Annotated in this window: 22 protein-coding genes; 14 read left to right on the top strand and 8 right to left on the bottom strand. The window is 67.0% G+C overall.

All coding sequences use genetic code 11. The annotated features are described in order from the left end of the window. Positions 1 to 5: 5 nt before the first annotated feature. The 12 genes from QRN67_RS17515 (at position 6) to QRN67_RS17460 (ending at position 9,501) form a co-directional block, all read left to right on the top strand. A complete protein-coding gene (locus tag QRN67_RS17515; protein WP_081267962.1) occupies positions 6 to 1,457 on the top strand; it encodes a high affinity choline transporter 1 in 1,452 nt (483 codons plus the stop codon). 105 nt (positions 1,458 to 1,562) lie between these two features. Then, positions 1,563 to 1,898 carry an FmdB family zinc ribbon protein gene (locus tag QRN67_RS17510; RefSeq protein ID WP_285412851.1) on the top strand — a complete coding sequence of 112 codons (336 nt, stop codon included), beginning with the start codon at positions 1,563 to 1,565 and terminating at the stop codon, positions 1,896 to 1,898. Between the two features lie 9 nt (positions 1,899 to 1,907). After that, the gene (locus QRN67_RS17505; RefSeq protein ID WP_081266011.1) at positions 1,908 to 2,540 is read left to right on the top strand and encodes a DUF502 domain-containing protein; all 633 of its coding nucleotides are present in this window, start codon (positions 1,908 to 1,910) and stop codon (positions 2,538 to 2,540) included. 37 nt (positions 2,541 to 2,577) lie between these two features. Beyond that, on the top strand, positions 2,578 to 4,383 hold the full coding sequence (aspS, locus tag QRN67_RS17500) for an aspartate--tRNA ligase (RefSeq protein WP_081266010.1): 1,806 nt from the start codon (positions 2,578 to 2,580) through the stop codon (positions 4,381 to 4,383). Positions 4,384 to 4,390: 7 nt separating this feature from the next. Beyond that, on the top strand, positions 4,391 to 4,867 hold the full coding sequence (gene nudB, locus QRN67_RS17495; protein ID WP_285412850.1) for a dihydroneopterin triphosphate diphosphatase: 477 nt from the start codon (positions 4,391 to 4,393) through the stop codon (positions 4,865 to 4,867). Next, positions 4,864 to 5,637 (top strand): endonuclease/exonuclease/phosphatase family protein, encoded by a 774-nt coding sequence (locus QRN67_RS17490; RefSeq protein ID WP_081266008.1) that lies wholly within the window; start codon positions 4,864 to 4,866, stop codon positions 5,635 to 5,637. The genes nudB and QRN67_RS17490 overlap by 4 nt, the downstream gene beginning before the upstream one ends. A 73-nt stretch (positions 5,638 to 5,710) precedes the next feature. Next, positions 5,711 to 6,442, top strand: coding sequence for a GTP cyclohydrolase I (gene folE, locus QRN67_RS17485; protein WP_106937044.1), 732 nt, complete (start codon positions 5,711 to 5,713; stop codon positions 6,440 to 6,442). Between the two features lie 3 nt (positions 6,443 to 6,445). After that, positions 6,446 to 6,868, top strand: a complete 423-nt coding sequence (locus tag QRN67_RS17480) for a BLUF domain-containing protein (protein ID WP_081266006.1) — start codon at positions 6,446 to 6,448, stop codon at positions 6,866 to 6,868. A gap of 7 nt (positions 6,869 to 6,875) precedes the next feature. Then, on the top strand, positions 6,876 to 7,757 hold the full coding sequence (locus QRN67_RS17475) for an EamA family transporter (RefSeq protein WP_285412849.1): 882 nt from the start codon (positions 6,876 to 6,878) through the stop codon (positions 7,755 to 7,757). A gap of 7 nt (positions 7,758 to 7,764) precedes the next feature. Continuing rightward, a complete protein-coding gene (locus tag QRN67_RS17470; protein WP_285412848.1) occupies positions 7,765 to 8,586 on the top strand; it encodes a DUF429 domain-containing protein in 822 nt (273 codons plus the stop codon). 126 nt (positions 8,587 to 8,712) lie between these two features. Then, entirely contained in the window at positions 8,713 to 8,910 is a 198-nt protein-coding gene (locus tag QRN67_RS17465) for a CsbD family protein (RefSeq protein ID WP_285412847.1), read from the top strand. Between the two features lie 72 nt (positions 8,911 to 8,982). Then, positions 8,983 to 9,501, top strand: coding sequence for a BON domain-containing protein (locus tag QRN67_RS17460; RefSeq protein ID WP_106937046.1), 519 nt, complete (start codon positions 8,983 to 8,985; stop codon positions 9,499 to 9,501). Positions 9,502 to 9,603: 102 nt separating this feature from the next. Here the strand turns inward: QRN67_RS17460 and QRN67_RS17455 are convergent, their stop codons facing one another. The 6 genes from QRN67_RS17455 to QRN67_RS17430 all read right to left on the bottom strand — a co-directional run bounded on the left by QRN67_RS17455 (position 9,604) and on the right by QRN67_RS17430 (position 13,177). After that, positions 9,604 to 10,164, bottom strand: a complete 561-nt coding sequence (locus QRN67_RS17455; RefSeq protein WP_081266001.1) for a ferritin-like domain-containing protein — start codon at positions 10,162 to 10,164, stop codon at positions 9,604 to 9,606. Then, entirely contained in the window at positions 10,161 to 10,664 is a 504-nt protein-coding gene (locus tag QRN67_RS17450; protein WP_081266000.1) for a hypothetical protein, read from the bottom strand. The genes QRN67_RS17455 and QRN67_RS17450 overlap by 4 nt, the downstream gene beginning before the upstream one ends. Beyond that, positions 10,651 to 11,034, bottom strand: a complete 384-nt coding sequence (locus tag QRN67_RS17445; RefSeq protein ID WP_081265999.1) for a phage holin family protein — start codon at positions 11,032 to 11,034, stop codon at positions 10,651 to 10,653. Before QRN67_RS17445 ends, QRN67_RS17450 begins: the two co-directional genes overlap by 14 nt. A gap of 35 nt (positions 11,035 to 11,069) precedes the next feature. Beyond that, positions 11,070 to 11,444 carry a hypothetical protein gene (locus tag QRN67_RS17440; RefSeq protein WP_081265998.1) on the bottom strand — a complete coding sequence of 125 codons (375 nt, stop codon included), beginning with the start codon at positions 11,442 to 11,444 and terminating at the stop codon, positions 11,070 to 11,072. A gap of 54 nt (positions 11,445 to 11,498) precedes the next feature. Continuing rightward, positions 11,499 to 11,663 (bottom strand): DUF1328 domain-containing protein, encoded by a 165-nt coding sequence (locus tag QRN67_RS17435; protein ID WP_081265997.1) that lies wholly within the window; start codon positions 11,661 to 11,663, stop codon positions 11,499 to 11,501. A 194-nt stretch (positions 11,664 to 11,857) separates the two neighbouring features. Beyond that, positions 11,858 to 13,177 carry a CHASE3 domain-containing protein gene (locus tag QRN67_RS17430; protein ID WP_081265996.1) on the bottom strand — a complete coding sequence of 440 codons (1,320 nt, stop codon included), beginning with the start codon at positions 13,175 to 13,177 and terminating at the stop codon, positions 11,858 to 11,860. Between the two features lie 132 nt (positions 13,178 to 13,309). Between QRN67_RS17430 and QRN67_RS17425 the strand changes: the two genes are divergently transcribed. Next, positions 13,310 to 13,942 (top strand): response regulator, encoded by a 633-nt coding sequence (locus tag QRN67_RS17425; protein ID WP_007837167.1) that lies wholly within the window; start codon positions 13,310 to 13,312, stop codon positions 13,940 to 13,942. Between the two features lie 40 nt (positions 13,943 to 13,982). On the opposite strand, the gene QRN67_RS17420 is transcribed toward QRN67_RS17425, so the two are convergent. Continuing rightward, a complete protein-coding gene (locus QRN67_RS17420) occupies positions 13,983 to 14,378 on the bottom strand; it encodes a response regulator (RefSeq protein WP_106937047.1) in 396 nt (131 codons plus the stop codon). A 236-nt stretch (positions 14,379 to 14,614) separates the two neighbouring features. Here QRN67_RS17420 and QRN67_RS17415 point away from each other — a divergent pair, with 236 nt between their 5' ends. After that, entirely contained in the window at positions 14,615 to 16,648 is a 2,034-nt protein-coding gene (locus tag QRN67_RS17415; protein ID WP_285412840.1) for an AsmA family protein, read from the top strand. A 7-nt stretch (positions 16,649 to 16,655) separates the two neighbouring features. On the opposite strand, the gene QRN67_RS17410 is transcribed toward QRN67_RS17415, so the two are convergent. Beyond that, the gene (locus QRN67_RS17410) at positions 16,656 to 17,423 is read right to left on the bottom strand and encodes a HesA/MoeB/ThiF family protein (protein WP_285412839.1); all 768 of its coding nucleotides are present in this window, start codon (positions 17,421 to 17,423) and stop codon (positions 16,656 to 16,658) included.

The following is a 17,423-nucleotide window of genomic DNA, read 5'->3' as shown; positions in this document are numbered from 1 at the left end:
CCGTCGTGCTGCTGACGTTGGTCATCGTCTATCTGCTTGTCACCATCGCGATCGGCCTCTACGCCGCCAAGCGGGTGAAGAACACCACCGACTTCGCCATTGCCGGACGGCACCTGCCGCTTTTCATGATCGTCACGACCACGTTCGCCACGTGGTTCGGCTCCGAAACGGTGCTCGGCATCCCGGCCAAGTTCATCGAAGGCGGGCTCAACGGCGTGGTCGAGGACCCCTTCGGCGCGGGCACCTGCCTGATCCTGGTGGGCCTGTTCTTCGCGGGCAAGCTCTACCGCATGACCCTGCTGACCATCAGCGACTACTACCGCGAGCGCTACGGCCGCGGCGTGGAAGTGGCGTGTTCGCTGATCATCATGCTGAGCTACCTGGGCTGGGTGTCGGCGCAGGTCACGGCGCTGGGGCTGGTGTTCAACCTGCTGTCGGCCGGCGTCATCAGCATCCCGATGGGCATGGTGATCGGCGTGATCTCGATCCTGGCCTATACGCTGTTCGGCGGCATGTGGTCGGTGGCCGTGACCGACTTCATCCAGATGATCATCCTGGTGGCCGGCCTGGCGGTGATCGCCATGTTCGCGGGCTCCATGGCCGGCGGCGCCGACAAGGTGGTGGCCTTCGCGGTCAGCAAGGACCTGTTCAAGTTCTGGCCCGAGCCCAGCTGGCACGACATGGTGTTCTTCTTCGCGGCCGCCATCACCATGATGCTCGGCTCCATTCCGCAGCAGGACGTGTTCCAGCGCGTGATGTCGGCCAACAGCGTGAAGGCGGCCACGCGCGGCCCGGTCATCGGCGGCCTGGCGTACATCCTGTTCGCCTTCGTGCCGATGTTCCTGGTGGCCAGCGCGCTGCTGATCATGCCGGAGCAGACCGCCACGCTGCTGAAGGAAGATCCGCAGAAGGTGCTGCCCACGCTGGTGCTGCAGAAGATGCCGTTCGTGATGCAGGTGCTGTTCTTCGGCGCGCTGCTGTCGGCCATCAAGTCGACCGCCTCGGCCACCTTGCTGGCGCCCAGCGTCACCTTCACCGAGAACATCTGGCGCCAGTTCCGCCCGGCCGGCACCGACCGCCAGAACCTCATGACGATGCGCATCACGGTGCTGCTGTTCAGCGCCGCGGTGCTGGCCTACGCCATCCGCATGCAGGGCACGCCGATCTACGAGCTGGTGTCGGGCGCCTACCAGGTGCCGCTGGTGGGGGCCTTCGTGCCGCTGGTCTGCGGCCTCTACTGGCGCCGCGCCACCACGCAGGGCGCCATCGCCTCCATTGCGCTGGGCATCGGCGTGTGGCTGCTGTTCCTGGCCGTGCCGGCCTGGGGCGCGGTGTTCCCGGCGCAACTGGCTGGCGTGCTGTGCTCGTTCGCGGGCATGGTGGCCGGCTCGCTGCTGCCGCAATGGGTAGTGGACACTCACACGCCGCATCGGCCTTTGGCCACGGAACCGGCCTGAGACTGAGGCCCGGCGCCCATGCCGGGCCCTGTTCGGCGGGGGCGCCCCTATAATCGAGGGCTTTGCGAGCGGCAGCTGCGCCGCTTTTTCCCCACCCGATTTCCCATGCCCATCTACGCCTACAAGTGCAGTGCCTGCGGCTTTGCCAAAGACGCTTTGCAGAAGATGTCCGACGCGCCCCTGACGGTGTGCCCGGCGTGCGGCGCGAGCGCGTTCGAGAAACAGGTCACCGCCGCCGGCTTCCAGCTCAAGGGCTCGGGCTGGTACGTGACCGACTTCCGCGACGGCGGCGGCAAGAAGTCCGAGCCCGCCACGGCGCCCGCCTCGGGCGACGGCGCCAAGCACGCCGATTCCGCGCCGGCCGCGTCCTCGCCCACCGCCGCCCCGAGCCCCGCTACGGCGGCCCCGGCGCCCGCGCCGGCCCCCGCAAGCAGCGACTGATCGACCGCCATGCTCGCCCTGCGCAAATGGTTGTTCTCCGGCTTGCTGGTGATCGTTCCGCTGTTCATCACCCTGGCGGTGCTGAAGTGGATCATCGACACGCTGGACCAGACGCTCTGGGTGCTGCCCGGTGCCTGGCAGCGCTGGCTGTACGAAAACAACATCCGCGGGCTGGGCGTGCTGCTCACGCTGGCCATCCTGCTGGTGGTCGGTGCCATTGCGAGCAACTTCGTGGGCAAGCGCCTGCTGGGCTGGGGCGATGCCGTGGTGCGCCGCATTCCGGTCGTGCGTTCCATCTATTCCAGCGTCAAGCAGGTCTCGGACACGCTGTTCTCCGAAAACGGCAATGCGTTCCGCACGGCAGTGCTGATCCAGTGGCCGCGCGAAAACGTCTGGACCATCGCCTTCGTGACCGGCGCGCCGGGCAACGAGGTGGCCACGCACCTGGGCAACGAAGACTTCCTCAGCGTCTACGTGCCCACCACGCCCAACCCCACGGGCGGCTACTTCGTGATGCTCAAGCGCAGCGACTGCATCGAACTCAAGATGAGCGTGGACGAAGCGCTCAAGTACATCGTCTCGATGGGGGTGGTCGTTCCCGGCGGCCCCGCCGTGCTGGCGACCAAGCCATCCAACTCATAAAAACGAACGCGCCGCCAAGGCGCCGGAAGTCCTCTCTATGGCCATGCGTACTCACTATTGCGGTCTCGTGACCGAAGCCCTGATGGGCCAAACCGTTACCCTGTGCGGCTGGGTCAACCGTCGCCGCGACCACGGCGGCGTGATCTTCGTCGACGTGCGCGACCGCGAAGGTTATGTGCAGGTGGTGTGCGACCCCGACCGCGCCTCCACCTTCGCCGTGGCCGAGAACCTGCGCAACGAGTTCTGCGTGCAGATCACCGGCCTGGTGCGCGCGCGCCCCGAGGGCACGACCAACGACCAGCTCAAGAGCGGCAAGATCGAAGTGCTGTGCCACGAACTGAAGGTGCTGAACCCCTCGGTCACGCCCCCGTTCCTGCTGGACGACGACAACCTGTCGGAAACCACCCGTCTCACGCACCGCGTGCTCGACCTGCGCCGCCCGGCCATGCAGCGCAACATGATGCTGCGCTACAAGGTGACGATGGAGACCCGCAAGTTCCTCGACGCCAACGGCTTCATCGACATCGAGACGCCGATGCTGGGCAAGTCCACGCCAGAAGGCGCGCGCGACTACCTCGTGCCCAGCCGCGTGCATGACGGCAGCTTCTTCGCGCTGCCGCAGTCGCCCCAGCTGTTCAAGCAGCTGCTGATGGTGGCCGGCTACGACCGCTACTACCAGATCGTGAAGTGCTTCCGCGACGAAGACCTGCGCGCCGACCGCCAGCCCGAATTCACGCAGATCGACATCGAGACCTCCTTCCTCGCCGAAGAAGAGATCCGTGAGATGTTCGAAGGCATGATCCGCAACGTGTTCCGCAACGCGGCGGGCATCGACCTGCCGGTGTTCCCGACCATGACGTACGCGGACGCGATGTTCAAGTACGGCTCCGACAAGCCCGACCTGCGCGTGAAGCTCGAATTCACCGAGCTCACCGAACTGATGAAGCGCGTGGAATTCAAGGTGTTCTCCAACGCCGCCACCATGGCCGGCGGCCGCGTGGTCGCGCTGCGCGTGCCCGGCGGCGGCGCCGAGGGCGGCCTGTCGCGCGGCGAGATCGACGCGTACCAGGAATTCGTCAAGATCTACGGCGCCAAGGGCCTGGCCTACATCAAGGTCAACGACGCCGCCGCCGGCCGCGAAGGCCTGCAAAGCCCCATCGTCAAGAACCTCGACGACAACGCGCTGGCCGAGATCATCGCCCGCACGGGTGCGCGCAACGGCGACATCCTGTTCTTCGGCGCCGACAAGGAAAAGATCGTCAACGACGCCATCGGCGCGCTGCGCATCAAGATCGGCCACAGCGCCTTCGGCAAGAAGAGCGGCCTGTTCGACGATCGCTGGGCACCGCTGTGGGTGGTCGACTTCCCGATGTTCGAGTTCGACGAGGAAGGCCAGCGCTGGAGCGCCGTGCACCATCCGTTCACCGCGCCGAAGGACGGCCATGAAGACCTCATGGACACCGCCCCCGAGAAGTGCATCGCCAAGGCCTACGACATGGTGCTCAACGGCATCGAGATGGGCGGCGGTTCGGTGCGTATCCACCGCGAGGAAGTGCAGAGCAAGGTGTTCCGCGCGCTGAAGATCAGCGCCGAGGACGCGCAGCTCAAGTTCGGCTTCCTGCTGGACGCGCTGCAGTACGGCGCCCCGCCGCACGGCGGCATCGCCATCGGCCTGGACCGCCTGGTCATGCTGATGACCGGCGCCGAGTCGATCCGCGACGTGATCGCCTTCCCCAAGACCCAGCGCGCACAGGACCTGCTGACGCAGGCGCCGAGCCCGGTCGACGAGAAGCAGCTGCGCGAGCTGCACATCAAGCTGCGCAACGCCCCCCAGGCTGCCTGACGCAGCCATGACGACCAGCCCCCGGCCCTGGAAGATCCCGGAGTCGGTGCTGGTCGTGATCCACACGCCGGCGCTCGATGTGCTGCTGATCCGGCGCGCAGACGCCGAAACCGACTTCTGGCAGTCGGTCACGGGCAGCAAGGACTTGGCCGACGAGCCGCTGGCGCTCACCGCGGCGCGCGAGGTGGCCGAGGAAACCGGCATCAAGTGCGGCGAAGGCACGGCGCTGGCCTCGCAGCTGGTCGACTGGCAGCTGCGCAACGTCTATGAGATCTATCCGCGCTGGCGCGCCCGCTACGCGCCCGGCGTGACGCACAACACCGAGCATCTGTTCGGGCTGTGTGTGCCCGAGCGCGTGGTGCCGGTGCTGGAACCCCGCGAGCACACCGCGTGGCAATGGCTGCCCTACCAGCAAGCCGCGGACGCCTGTTTTTCCCCGTCGAACGCCGAAGCCATTCTGTTGCTGCCAGAATTTGCGCGATGAACCAGCCGGCAGCACCAGCAGCACCAGCGCAAAGCCTCCGGGTCGCGACCTACAACATCCACAAGGGTGTGCAGGGCATCGGACCGGCGCGCAGGCTCGAGATCCACAACCTGGGCCATGCCATCGAGCAGCTCGACGCCGACATCATCTGCCTGCAGGAAGTGCGCAAGATGAACCGGCAGGCCGCCGCCCGCTTCGCGCACTGGCCGGAACTGCCGCAGGCCGATTTCCTCGCGCCCGAGGGCTACACCGCCGTCTACGAGACCAACGCCGTCACCCGCCACGGCGAGCACGGCAATGCGCTGCTCACGCGCTGGCCGGTGCTGCGCACCAGCCACCAGGACATTTCCGACCATCGCTTCGAGCAGCGCGGCCTGCTGCACGTGGTGATCGACGTGGAGGGCCGGCGGGTGCACGCCATCGTGGTGCACCTGGGGCTCATCAAGGGCAGCCGGGTGCGGCAGGTCGCCCGTTTGCGCGAATTCATCGACCGCGAGGTACCGCCCGACGAGGCCGTGGTGGTGGCGGGCGACTTCAACGACTGGGGCGCGCGCATGCGCTACGCCATGAACGCCATGGGCCTGCGCGACACCAGCGACCTGCGCGGTCCGCGCACGCTCACCTATCCCTCGCGCCTGCCGGTGGCCCAACTCGACTTCGTCTACGGACGCAGGCTGGAGCCGCTGGCGTGCACGGTGCCGCGCGGTCCCATCTGGGCACGCATGTCCGACCACCTGCCGCTGGTGGCCGATTTCACGCTCCTTAATTGATAGCATTGCTCCAAGAAGGGACGGGCGTTGCGGCCCTGAATCTCTGGAGCCATTCACTGGTACGATCCCCGCCATGCTGAGGAAAACCGACGTCGAACCCCTTCCCGATCGAAAAGACGACGACGAGGGTACGCCCGTCTCCGTCAAGATCCGCGAGCGCATCACCGCCGCGCGCAAGCGCTTCAATGCCAACGACAACATTGCCGAGTTCATCCAGCCCGGCGAACTCGAAGCGTTGCTCGACGAGGTCGAGGTCAAGATGAAGGGCGTGCTCCAGAGCCTGGTCATCGACGTCGAGAACGACCACAACACCGACAACACCGCGCGCCGCGTCGCCAAGATGTATGTCAACGAGGTGTTCCGCGGCCGCTACGTGGCGCCGCCCTCGCTCACCGAATTCCCCAATGCCGAGCACCTGAACGAGCTGATGATCGTCGGCCCGATCACTGTGCGCAGCGCCTGCTCGCATCACTTCTGCCCGATCATCGGCAAGCTCTGGATCGGCGTCATGCCCAACGAGCACACCAACGTGATCGGCCTGTCGAAGTACGCGCGCCTGGCCGAATGGGTCATGGGCCGTCCCCAGATCCAGGAAGAAGCCGTGGTGCAGCTGGCCGACCTGATCCAGGAAAAGACCCAGCCGGACGGCCTGGCCCTCGTCATGGAAGCGGAGCATTTCTGCATGGCCTGGCGCGGCGTCAAGGAAATGGACAGCAAGATGATCAACTCCGTGATGCGCGGCGTGTTCCTCAAGGACCCGAGCCTGCGCCGCGAATTCCTTTCTCTCCTTCCCCGAAAGAGCTGAGCCATGCTGGTCCGACTTCTCTACGCCAGCCGCGCCGTCGACACCAGCCCCCAGGCCATCGAGTCGATCCTTGCGCAATCGCGCACGCACAACACCACCTGCGGCATCACCGGCATCCTCTGCTATGGCGCGGGCACCTTCCTGCAGGCCATCGAGGGCGGGCGCATGGCCATCAGCGAGCTGTACGGCCACATCCAGCGCGATGCGCGCCATAAAGACGTGGTGCTGCTGCACTACGAGGAAATCTCCGAGCGCCGCTTCGGTGGCTGGACGATGGGGCAGGTCAACCTGTCGAAGCTCAATGCCTCGACGCTGCTGAAGTACTCCGAGAAACCCGAACTCAACCCCTACGCGGTTTCGGGCAAGGTCTCGCTGGCGCTGCTCGAAGAACTGATGGCCACCGCCGCCATCGTCGGTCGCCACTGATCCAGGGGTGCCGCTCTCCGCATTCGCGCTGATCCTGCTGGCCGGGATCATCCATGCCGGCTGGAACATCGTCGCCAAGAAGGCGAACGGCGATTCGCGCTTCAGCTTCCAGACCAGCGTGTTCAACATGCTCATCTGGGCGCCCGTGGGCGTCACGCTGGGCTGGAACGTGGTGCCCGGCTGGGGCATGGCCGAGTGGGGCTTCGTCGTGCTCAGCGGCGTGCTGCACATCTTCTATTTCGTCGTGCTGCTGCGCGGCTACCGCAAGTCGGACCTGACGGTGGTGTATCCGCTGGCGCGCGGCTCCGGGCCGCTGCTGTCGTCGCTGGTGGCGGTGCTCTTTCTTGGCGAGAAGATCAGTTTCCTGGGCGTGGCTGGCATCGCGGGCGTGGTGCTCGGGGTCTTCCTGGTGGCGGGCGGCCCGAAACTGTGGCGCAAGGCGCATGACCCGGTGCAGCGCGAGCGTGTCCACAAGGGCATTCGCTACGGCGTGCTGACGGGCGGCTTCATCGCGGCCTACACGGTGGCCGACAGCTACGCAGTCAAGTTCCTCGCCATGTCGCCGATCCTGCTGGACTACTTCGGCAACCTCGTGCGCATCGTGCTCCTGCTGCCGGTGGCGCTGAAGGACCCGGCCACGACCGCGAGCATGTGGCGCTCGCAATGGAAATATGCGTTGCTGGTGGCGGCGTTCAGCCCGGTGTCGTATGTGCTGGTGCTCTACGCCGTGCAGCAGGCGCCGATCTCGCACGTCGCGCCGGCGCGCGAGGTGTCGATGCTGTTCGCGGCGCTGATCGGCGGGCACCTGCTGCGCGAAGGCGACCGGCTGCTGCGGCTGCTGGGCGCGATGTTCATCGCCGCCGGCGTGGTGGCCCTCGCACTGGGCTGAGGCAGCGATGCTGTTCGGCTGCGATTTCTCCAGCGCGCCGTCCTCGCGCAAGCCCATCGTCGTTGCCATCGGCGAACTGCAAAAGGACGGCGTCGTGCTGCTCGACGGCCTGCGGCGCTTCGCCTCGCTCGACGCGTGGGGCGATTGGCTGCGCGGCACGCCCGCATGGGTGGGCGGTTTCGACTTTCCGTTCAGCCTGCCGCGCGAACTGGTCGAGCACCTGGGCTGGCCGCTGCAATGGGAGCCGCTGATGCTGCACTACGCCGGCCTGAGCCGCGCGCAGATCCGCGACACCTTCGCGGCTTTCTGCGCGTCCCGCCCCGTCGGCGGCAAGTTCGCGCACCGCGCGGCCGACCTGCCCGCGGGATCGAGCCCGTCCATGAAATGGGTCAACCCGCCGGTCGCGTACATGCTGCATGCGGGCGTTCCGCGGCTCCTGGCATCGGGCGCGCGGATTCCCGGGCTCCATCCGGGCACCAATGAAAACCGCATCGCGCTCGAGGCCTATCCGGGGCTGCTCGCACGCGAATTGATCGGCCGGCGCAGCTACAAGAGCGACGACCAGCGCAAGCAGACCCCGGAGCGCCTTGCCGCGCGCACCGACCTGCTGGCCGCGCTCGAAGCCGGCAGTCCTCGGCTCGGCCTGCGGCTCGGGGTCACGGCCTCGCAGCGCGCCGAACTGCTGGCCGATGCGCGCGGCGACGACATCGACGCCGTGCTGTGCCTCCTGCAGGCCGCATGGGGCCGGCAGCGCGCCGGCAGCGAGGGGCCGGGCTACGGCCTGCCGCAGGGCTTCGATGCGCTTGAAGGATGGATCGTCTCCGCCTGAGCCTTGTTGTCCTACATGGCTTCGGGCTTCCCGCCACGTTCGGGGTCGCGGGCCAGCGCCTAGATTGAAGCCAGTGGGTCATATCGGCCCACGGTATTTCACCCACCCTCGAAGGAAGGAAGCGACATGAACAAGGACCAAGTGGCAGGACGCGTCGAAGAAGCCAAGGGCAAGATCAAGGAAGTGACCGGCAAGGTCGTCGGCAATGAAAAGCTGCAGGGCGAAGGCCTTGCCGACCAAGCCGCCGGCAAGGTGCAGAAGACCTACGGCGACGCAAAGGAAAAGACCAAGGACGCGATCAAGTCGGGCGCAGACAAGCTCTGACTTGCCGCACGGGGCTGCGCGTCTGGTGCGCGCGGCCCTTTTTCTTTGCAGAGAGCGAACGGAGGAAATCGAATGAACAAGCATCCCAAATCCACCGCCATGCCGCATTCGCGCGCGTGGCTTGCCGTGTTGCTGGCGGGCGCCGCGCTGACGCTGGCCGCCTGCGACAAGTCTGACAACCGCACCGCTGGCGAGAAGCTCGACAGCGCCGTCGCCAAGACCGAGCAGGCCGCCGATACCGCCGCGGCCAAGACCGGCGAGGCCGTGCGCGAAGCCAAGGCCAAGGTCGACGCATCCGGTACCACTGCGGAGGTCAAGCAAGGCATGTCCAATGTGACCGAAGCCGCCAAGGAAGCGGGTGCCGCCGTGAGCGCGAAGGTCGACGATGCCGCCATCACCGCCTCGGTATCCGCCGGGCTGGCGAAGGACCCGGACCTCAGCGCCATCAAGATCAATGTCGACACCAAGGCCGGTGCCGTGAGCCTGAAGGGCCCGGCGCCCACCGCCGCCGCGAAGGCACGCGCCGAGGAAATCGCCAAGGGCGTGCAGGGCGTGACGTCCGTGGACAACCAGCTCGAAGTGAAGAGCTGATTCGCTTCTGGCTGAAAGCGAGCCGCAAACGAAAAAGAGCCCGGATGTTCCGGGCTCTTTCTTTTGCGGGCCCCTTTTCAGAGGCCCGGGGATCAGGTGGGCTCAGTGCCCGAGCCAGTCCTTCAGTTCGTCTGCATGCTCTTCTTCGTCGGCGAGGATGTCCTCGAGCATGCGGCGGGTGGTCGGGTCCTTGTCGCCGATCAGCACGATCATCTGGCGATACGACTCGACCGCAATGCGCTCTGCAATCAGGTTGGCGCGCACCATGGACTGCAGGTCGGTGGATTCGTCGTAGGCCGCGTGGCTGCGCTCCAGCAGATGATTGGGTGCGAAGTCGGGCTCGCCGCCCAGTTGCACGATGCGCTCGGCAATACGGTCGGCATGGCCGGATTCTTCGTTCGCATGCACGAGGAATTCGTCGGCGATGGCCGGCGACTCGACGCCGTTGGCGGTGAAGTAGTGGCGCTTGTAGCGCAGCACGCACACCAGTTCGGTGGCCAGCGCGTCGTTCAGCAGCTTGACCACGTCATCGCGCCAGGGCCCGTAGCTGGGCGTGACGGCGCCGTCGTCCAGGCTCTTGCGCGCGGCGTCGAGGCCGCTTTGGTCGAGCACCAGGTGCTTGTGTTCCGAGGCCTTGTCGGATGAGGAAACATCGGCTTTCATGGAGGGTCCTTTCGTGGGGGGCTTGTGTTCTTCTGCATCAACGTGTTGACGACGTCAGCCACGTCGGATGTCTTCAGTACCGCAGCCAGCACGGCCGTGACGGAGAGCAGGCGCCACGGCCTCACCAGCACCAGCGCCGCACCGGTGGCCGCGGCGATGGCCATCAGCTTGGCGGGCTGCTTGCGGGCGTAGTGCTCGAGCACCGGGCGGGCCAGCTGGCCTGCCGCATGGGCCGGGTGGCGGCGCCACCAGCGCTGCAGGATGCTGCGGCCCAGCGGCAGCCAGACGCCGCCAAAGCTGGGGGGGCGATCTGCGCGGCCTGCCTGCGCGGCGTCGTGGTGTTCGTATTCCAGATCGTCGTCGGGCGCGCTGGAAGGCGCGTGGTTCAGAAACGCGTCGTGCGTGTCATCGCCGCCGCCGTTGAGCTGGCGCACCAGCGCTCGGCGCGAGAGTGCCAGGCGTTGCTGCGGCGTCAGGGGTGTGCGTTCAGCGCTGGCCATGATGGGCTCCGGCGTCATGCAAGGCCTGGAGGTCGGCCTCGAGTTGCGAGCGCAGGTCGTCGAAACCGTGGCTCTGGTTGGGGCGCGTGGCGTACCACGCGCAGAACGCGGCAATCACGACTGCCACGGCCGGCACGGCGACCAGCACCCAGTGAAAGCTGCCGTGCAGCACGCCCAGCAGCACGGCCACGCCGATCAGCCCGAGGGCCAGCATGGCGCTGGCCGCGGCCAGCACCCCCGCGACGATGCGGGCGACGAGGCCGCGCCCCGCCTGCGCAGTTTCCTGGCGGACGAGGGCGGCGTAGTTGGCGAGGTGTTCAGCGACGAGTTCCGGATGCCCGAGCACCGTGGAAAAAATCGGATGAAGCATGGTGCCGGGAATCGGTGGAACGAGCGGTCAGCGGATCAGTAGTCGTCCCGGCTGCGGCGGCTGGCCAGCACGATGAGCGCGGTGATGGCGGCGCCGGCGGCTGCGGCGATCAGCACCGAGCGCACGGGCTGGTCGGAGATGTAGCGGCCGGTGACGTCGGCAGCCTGCTCGATGCGGCGCTGGGCGCGTGCGCTGGTGGTCGATGCGGCATCGAGGCCGCGCTGGACCGCCTGCTGCACGCGGGCTGCGAGCTGCTCGACGGCCGGTTCGGCGTCGCGGCGCAGTTCGCGGACCTTTTCGCCCGCCGCATTCACCGCATTCTGTGCATACGCGCGGGTCGTTTCGACTGCTTCATTGGCGGTCTGGCGGGCGTCGTCGGCGAGCTGCGAGGGAGTCTTGGTCGTGTTCATGTGAAAGTCCTTTCCGGGAAGATGAAATGCGGGAGCCTGTTGATCGTAACTACGCTACTTGCGACGGAGCAAGCCGCCCAGGAAGCTGGCAATGGCCAGGATGGCAAAGATCACGAACAGGATCTTGGCGATGCCGACCGCGCTGGCGGCAATGCCGCCGAACCCGAAGAGGGCGGCGATGAGCGCGATGACCAGAAACACCACGGCGTAATGCAGCATGTGGAACTCCTTCGAGGCTTCCCTCGTTGTTTTGAAAAACGGCTCATCCGGGGCTTCCAGACAGGGGAGTCAGGAGGCTTCGAATGGCACAGGAGCAACCTTAAGTGCCCCCCCGGCCCGGACCTGTCAGCGGTCGGGGGCGGGGTGCGTAGGAGATGGCCGAGTAGGCGGTGGGGCCGATGGCGGCGCCAGTCTCAGGCGGGGCGCACCACCGGCAGCATGGCGCTCAGGCGCGTGCCCCTGCCGGGTGTCGAGGATACCGTCAGCTTGCCGCGGGCGGCCTCCACGCGATGCCGCATGCCCGCGAGGCCGTGCGTCGACGGGCGCAGGCGCAGGGTGTCGAAGCCCTTGCCGTTGTCCGCCACTTCCACGATCACGTGGTTCTCGTAGTTCTTCAGCACGATGGTGGCCTCGCTGGCCTCCGCATACTTGCCGATGTTGGTGAGGCTTTCCTGCACCATGCGGTAGATGGTGAGCTGGCGCGATTCGTCCATGACCACGGGCTCCAGCGCCATCTCGATCTGCAGGCCCGAGCGCTCGGCGAATTCGCGCCCGAGGATCTCCAGCGACGCGACCAGCCCGAGGTTCGACAGCGACGAGGGCCGCAGGTCCTCGATGATGCGGCGCTTGAGCGCGATGCCGCTGTTGAGCAGCTCGGTCAGATGCTGCAGCCGCTGGATGGCGTCGGGCGCATCCGCCAGCCGCGACTTCAGGCGCGCCACGTCCAGCTTCGCGGCCGTGAGCAGCGAGCCCAGCTCGTCGTGCAGTTCGCGCGCAAGGTAGCCGCGCTCGGTTTCGCGCACGTCCTGCAGGTGGGTGGCCAGTTCGGCCAGGGAGGCGGTGCGCTCCCGCACCTCGTCTTCCAGCGCGTTGCGCTCGCGCTGCAGGGTTTCCTGCTGCCGCTCGCCGATGGAGCGCAGCGCGTGCGTCTGCCGCAGGTACAGGAAGAAGGCGATCAGCGCGGCCAGCGCCACGATGGCGGTGCCGATGCGGGCCAGCTGCAGCGACTTGAGCACCTGCGCCTGGCTCTGGTGCAGCGTGTCGTTGCTGATCCTGACCAGTTCGCCCGCCGTGGCACGGATCGAATCCATCTCCTCGCGGCCCACGTCGGTGGTGATGACGAACTTCCAGGCGTCTTCCTTGCCGTCCTGGCGCAGGCGCACGCTCATGTCCATTTCCGCCACCTTGCGCAGCACGTGCTTGGAAAGCTCCGTCAGCTGGTTGAGTTCGGCCGGCCGCCCGGCATAGAGCCGGCGCAGCGTCGCGAGGTTGCCGTCGACTTCCTTGACCGCGGTGTCGTAGGGTTGCCTGTAGTTCGTCTCGCCGGTCAGCAGGTAACCTCGCTGGCCGGTCTCGGCGTCCAGCATGTTCTGCAGGATCTGGTTGAGCGTGCCGCGCACCTGCTGCGCCTCCTCGATGTCGGCAAGGGCGCGGCTGGACTGCCGGTAGCCGGCCTCGTTGATACCGACGAGGGCCAGCGCGGCGAGCGCCGCGAGCAGCAGGCTCACGGCCATTTTTGGAGGGGCTAACCAGTGCATGAAACTTTCAAGGCTGCTTACTACGCAAGTTCGTGAATAATTGACTAACAATCAGGGACGCGGAATGTTGCGGCCCGCATGCGCGCAACACAACGACGAAAGTAACAGATGATCAAAATCGGAATTGTGGACGACCACGCCATCGTGCGATCCGGCCTCCGGCAGTTCTTCTCCGAACACGTGGACCTGCGCGTGGCGGGCGAGGCGGCCAGCGGGCGTGAAGCCATCGAACTGGTACGCACCACGGAACTGGACGTGCTGGTCATGGACCTTTCGATGCCGGGGCAAAGCGGGATAGACGCGCTCGCCATGATCCGCGCCAAGGCGCCGGACGTGGGCATCCTGATCCTGAGCGGCTACCCCGAGGAGCACTACGCGATGAACCTGATCCGTCAGGGCGCGAGCGGCTACCTCAACAAGGAGTGCGATCCCATCGAGATCGTCAACGCCATCCGCACCATTTCCCTGGGCCGGCGCTACATCACGCCCGCCGTGGCCGAACTGCTGGCCCGCCAGCTCGACCGCAAGGACGACGCCGCGCCGCACGAGCAGCTCTCGGAGCGCGAATTCCAGGTGTTCCTGAAGCTGGCCAAGGGCGAGACCGCCGGCGACATCGCCAAGACGCTGTCCCTGTCCGTGAAGACGGTCAGCACCTACCGCACCCGCCTGATGGAGAAGATGAACCTCTCCTCCAACAGCGACCTGACCTACTACGCGCTGAAGAACAAGCTGATCGATTGAAACCGGCAGGGGTGCGGGGATGGCGCCCGGCGCGGCGCTGTCAGCCCGCGGCACGCAATGCGTTCGCCTGCACGAGGCAGAAGTCGACCAGCGCGTCGATCTCGTTCGACTTGTCGAATACCGCGTCGACCCCGAACTCGGCGCAGCGCCGGCGGATGTCCGGCGTGGCGTAGTTGCTGAGCACCACCACCTTCTGGGCCGGGCTGCGTGCCTGGCAGGCCTGAAGCACGCCCAGGCCGCTGCCTTGCTTGAGGAACAGGTCGACGATGGCGAGGTCCCACTCGCCGGCGTGGTCCCGCAGCCATTCGCGCGCGCCGCTCTCCGTCTCGGCGAAGCCGACGACGGTGGCGCAGGTGAGCTCTTCCAGAGTGCCAATAAGGTTTTCACGGATCGTTAGGTTGTCTTCAACGACGTAAGTCTGCAATCTGGGATCCATGCCGAACCGCGCTTCCTCTTACGTTGGCAGGAGCATTCGAAGCGCCCCCGCCTGCGGGAATGCCTGCAACGGGACACTGAGGCTTTCTCGTGGCGCATCATGCAAGCTTCGGGGGCCGGGTGTTGTAGGCGGGTTCCGACTATGCATCCGCAAAGCATCGCCGTAGGCCATGCCGCACGGTTTCTGCGGTCTCCTGCCGACCCTGGACGGGCCGCGCCCAAGGTATCCCACTGAACATGGCAACGAACATCTTCCGCTCCCGGCCCCTTTGGCAGAAGTCACTGGCTTTCCTCGTGCTGCTGCTTGCCGTGCTGGTGATCGTGCTGGCGTTCTTCCCCTGGGACGTGCTGCGCGGGCCGGTCAACCGCTACGTGAGCGAGAAGACCGGCCGCAAGTTCGAGATCACTCGCCGGCTCGACGTGAACCTCGGGCTGCGGCAGGCGACCGTCAAGTTCGACGGCATCGAATTCGCCAATCCGCCATGGGCCCGCGACCCCTATCTGGTGAAGGCGGACAGGGCCGAGTTCGACATCCGCATCTGGCCGCTGCTGGCCAGCAAGGTGAACATTCCGCGCCTTGCGCTGTTCTCGCCCACGGTCGGCCTGCAGATGGAGCAGGACGGCCGCCGCACCTGGGCGCTGGGCAAGGACACCTCCGACTCCGGCACGGTGCCCAGCATCGGCCTCGTGCAGATCGACAGCGGGGCGGTTGATTTCCTCGCCAAGCACCTGGGCGTCGACCTGCACGCCGACCTGAGCTATGACACCAGCCGCGGCGAGATGCCGCTCAGCTACCGCATCAAGGGCCGCTACAAGGGCCAGCCGCTGACGGCCAACGGCCGCACCGGCAATGTGCTGCAGATCAACGCCGCGGGCGCGCCGCCGTTCCCGATGGAAATCAACGCGGCGGCCGGCCAGACCCAGCTGAAGGCCGCCGGTACCGTGGCCGAGCTGTCGGGGCTCGACGGCATCGACGCCAAGTTCGAGCTCAAGGGCCAGACCCTGGGCGCGCTGTTCCCGCTCCTGGGCATCGCGCTGCCGCAGACCTCGCCCTACGCGCTGAGCGGCGACCTGAGCAAGCGCGGCACGCTCTGGGGCGTGGCCGGCCTCAAGGGCAAGCTGGGCCTGTCCGACATCGCCGGCGACATGCGTTTCGAGCAGTCCGGCAAGCTGCCGTACCTGTCGGGTGAATTGCGCTCGCGCGTGATGGACATGGACGACCTCGGCCCGCTGATCGGCCTGCCGCCCACGGCGCGCACCGCCAACACGGTGGAAGGCGTGGCTCCGCCGCCGACCGTGACGCAGGTCAAGCGGGCCGGCGGCAAGGTGCTGCCGACGGCGCCCCTGGATTTCGAGCGCCTGCGCGCCATGAATGCCGACGTGAAATACACCGCCGACCGCATCCAGAACGTGCGCGAAATCCCGCTCGACCGCGGCAGCGTGCAGGTCAAGCTGGACAGCGGCGTGCTCACGCTCGATCCGCTCGACCTGGGCGTGGCCGGCGGCAAGCTGGGCGGGGCGATCCGCATCGACGCATCGAAGAATCCCGCCGACATCCGCGCGTCGCTGGACGTGCGCGCCATGCAGCTGGCCCGCCTGTTCCCCAAGCTGGAAACCACCGGCAACAGCGTGGGGCGGCTGGACGGGCGCGTGAACCTGTCGGGCTCGGGCAGTACCGTGGCCAACTGGCTGGGCGGCGTCTCGGGCGACGTGGCGGTGATTTCAGGACGTGGCCAGTTCGGCAACCTGCTGCCGGTGTTCGCGACGCTGGTGGGCGGCGACATCATCAAGTTCCTGCTGCGCGGCGACCGCAACGTTGAACTGCGCTGCGCGGCCCTGGCATTCGACGTCAACAAGGGGGTGATGACCGGACGCACGCTGGTGGTGGACACCACCAACGCGGTGTTCACGGCCACCGGGCAGGCCAATCTCGCGACCGAAGGGCTGGACTTCGTGATCCGTCCGGAGCCGAAGAGCAAGAACATCCTGTCGATCCGCACGCCGCTGGTGGTTAACGGTACTTTCGGGTCGCCCAAGGGCGGCCTGCAGGTGGCGCCGCTGGCCGAGCGCGGGCTGGCGGCGCTGGCGCTGGGGGCCATCAACCCGCTGCTGGCGCTGGCCGCGACCATCGAGACCGGTCCGGGCGAGAACGCCGACTGCCAGGGTGTGCTGGGCGATGCGAACCGCCCGACGGCGGGTGCGGCGGCCAACGGCGCCGCGAGGGCCAAGGCTGCCAAGGAGCCTGTGAAACAGCCTGCGAAACAGCCCTGATCGAATCCTAGGCGGGTGCGTGAGCGGGGCGTTGCCCGCAGACGCTGCACTGCGGGTCGCGCGCAACCCGCAAGGTGTCGAAGCTGGTGCTGCGCCCGTCGAACATCAGCAGCTTGCCCGCCAATGACGGACCGATGCCGGCGAGCAGCTTGAGCGCCTCGCTGGCCTGCAGCGTGCCGATCGTGCCGACCACCGGGCCGAATACGCCAAGCACCGCGCAGCGCGTTTCTTCGAAAGTCGCATCGGGCGGGAACAGGCAGGCGTAGCAGGGGGAGGCGGCGTCGCGCGTGTCGTAGACGCTCAATTGCCCGTCGAAGCGGATCGCCGCGCCTGCCACCAGCGGCCTGGCATGGGCCACGCAGGCACGGTTGACGGCCTGCCGGGTGGCGAAGTTGTCGCAGCAGTCGACCACCACGTCGGCCTGGCTGACCAGGCGGGACAGCAATGCCTCGTCGGCGCGCACGGCGTGCATCTCGATGGAAATACCCGGGTTGATGTCGCGCATGGCCTGCGCGGCGGATTCGACCTTGGACAACCCGACGCGCGCATGCGTGTGAGCCACCTGGCGCTGGAGATTGGTGAGATCGACTTCGTCGTCGTCGACCAGCACGATGCGGCCGACCCCTGCGGCGGCAAGGTAGAGCGCCACCGGCGAGCCCAGCCCGCCGGCGCCGATCATGAGAACCCGCCCGGCACTGACGCGCTCCTGGCCGTCGATGCCGAATTCCTCGAGAAGGATGTGGCGCGAATAGCGCAGCAGCTGGCTATCTTCCAT

The sequence above is a fragment of the Variovorax sp. efr-133-TYG-130 genome, assembly GCF_030208835.1.
Classification (GTDB): domain Bacteria; phylum Pseudomonadota; class Gammaproteobacteria; order Burkholderiales; family Burkholderiaceae_C; genus Variovorax.
Note: the sequence above shows the minus strand (reverse complement) of the source record. Positions and strands in the feature narration are given on the sequence as shown.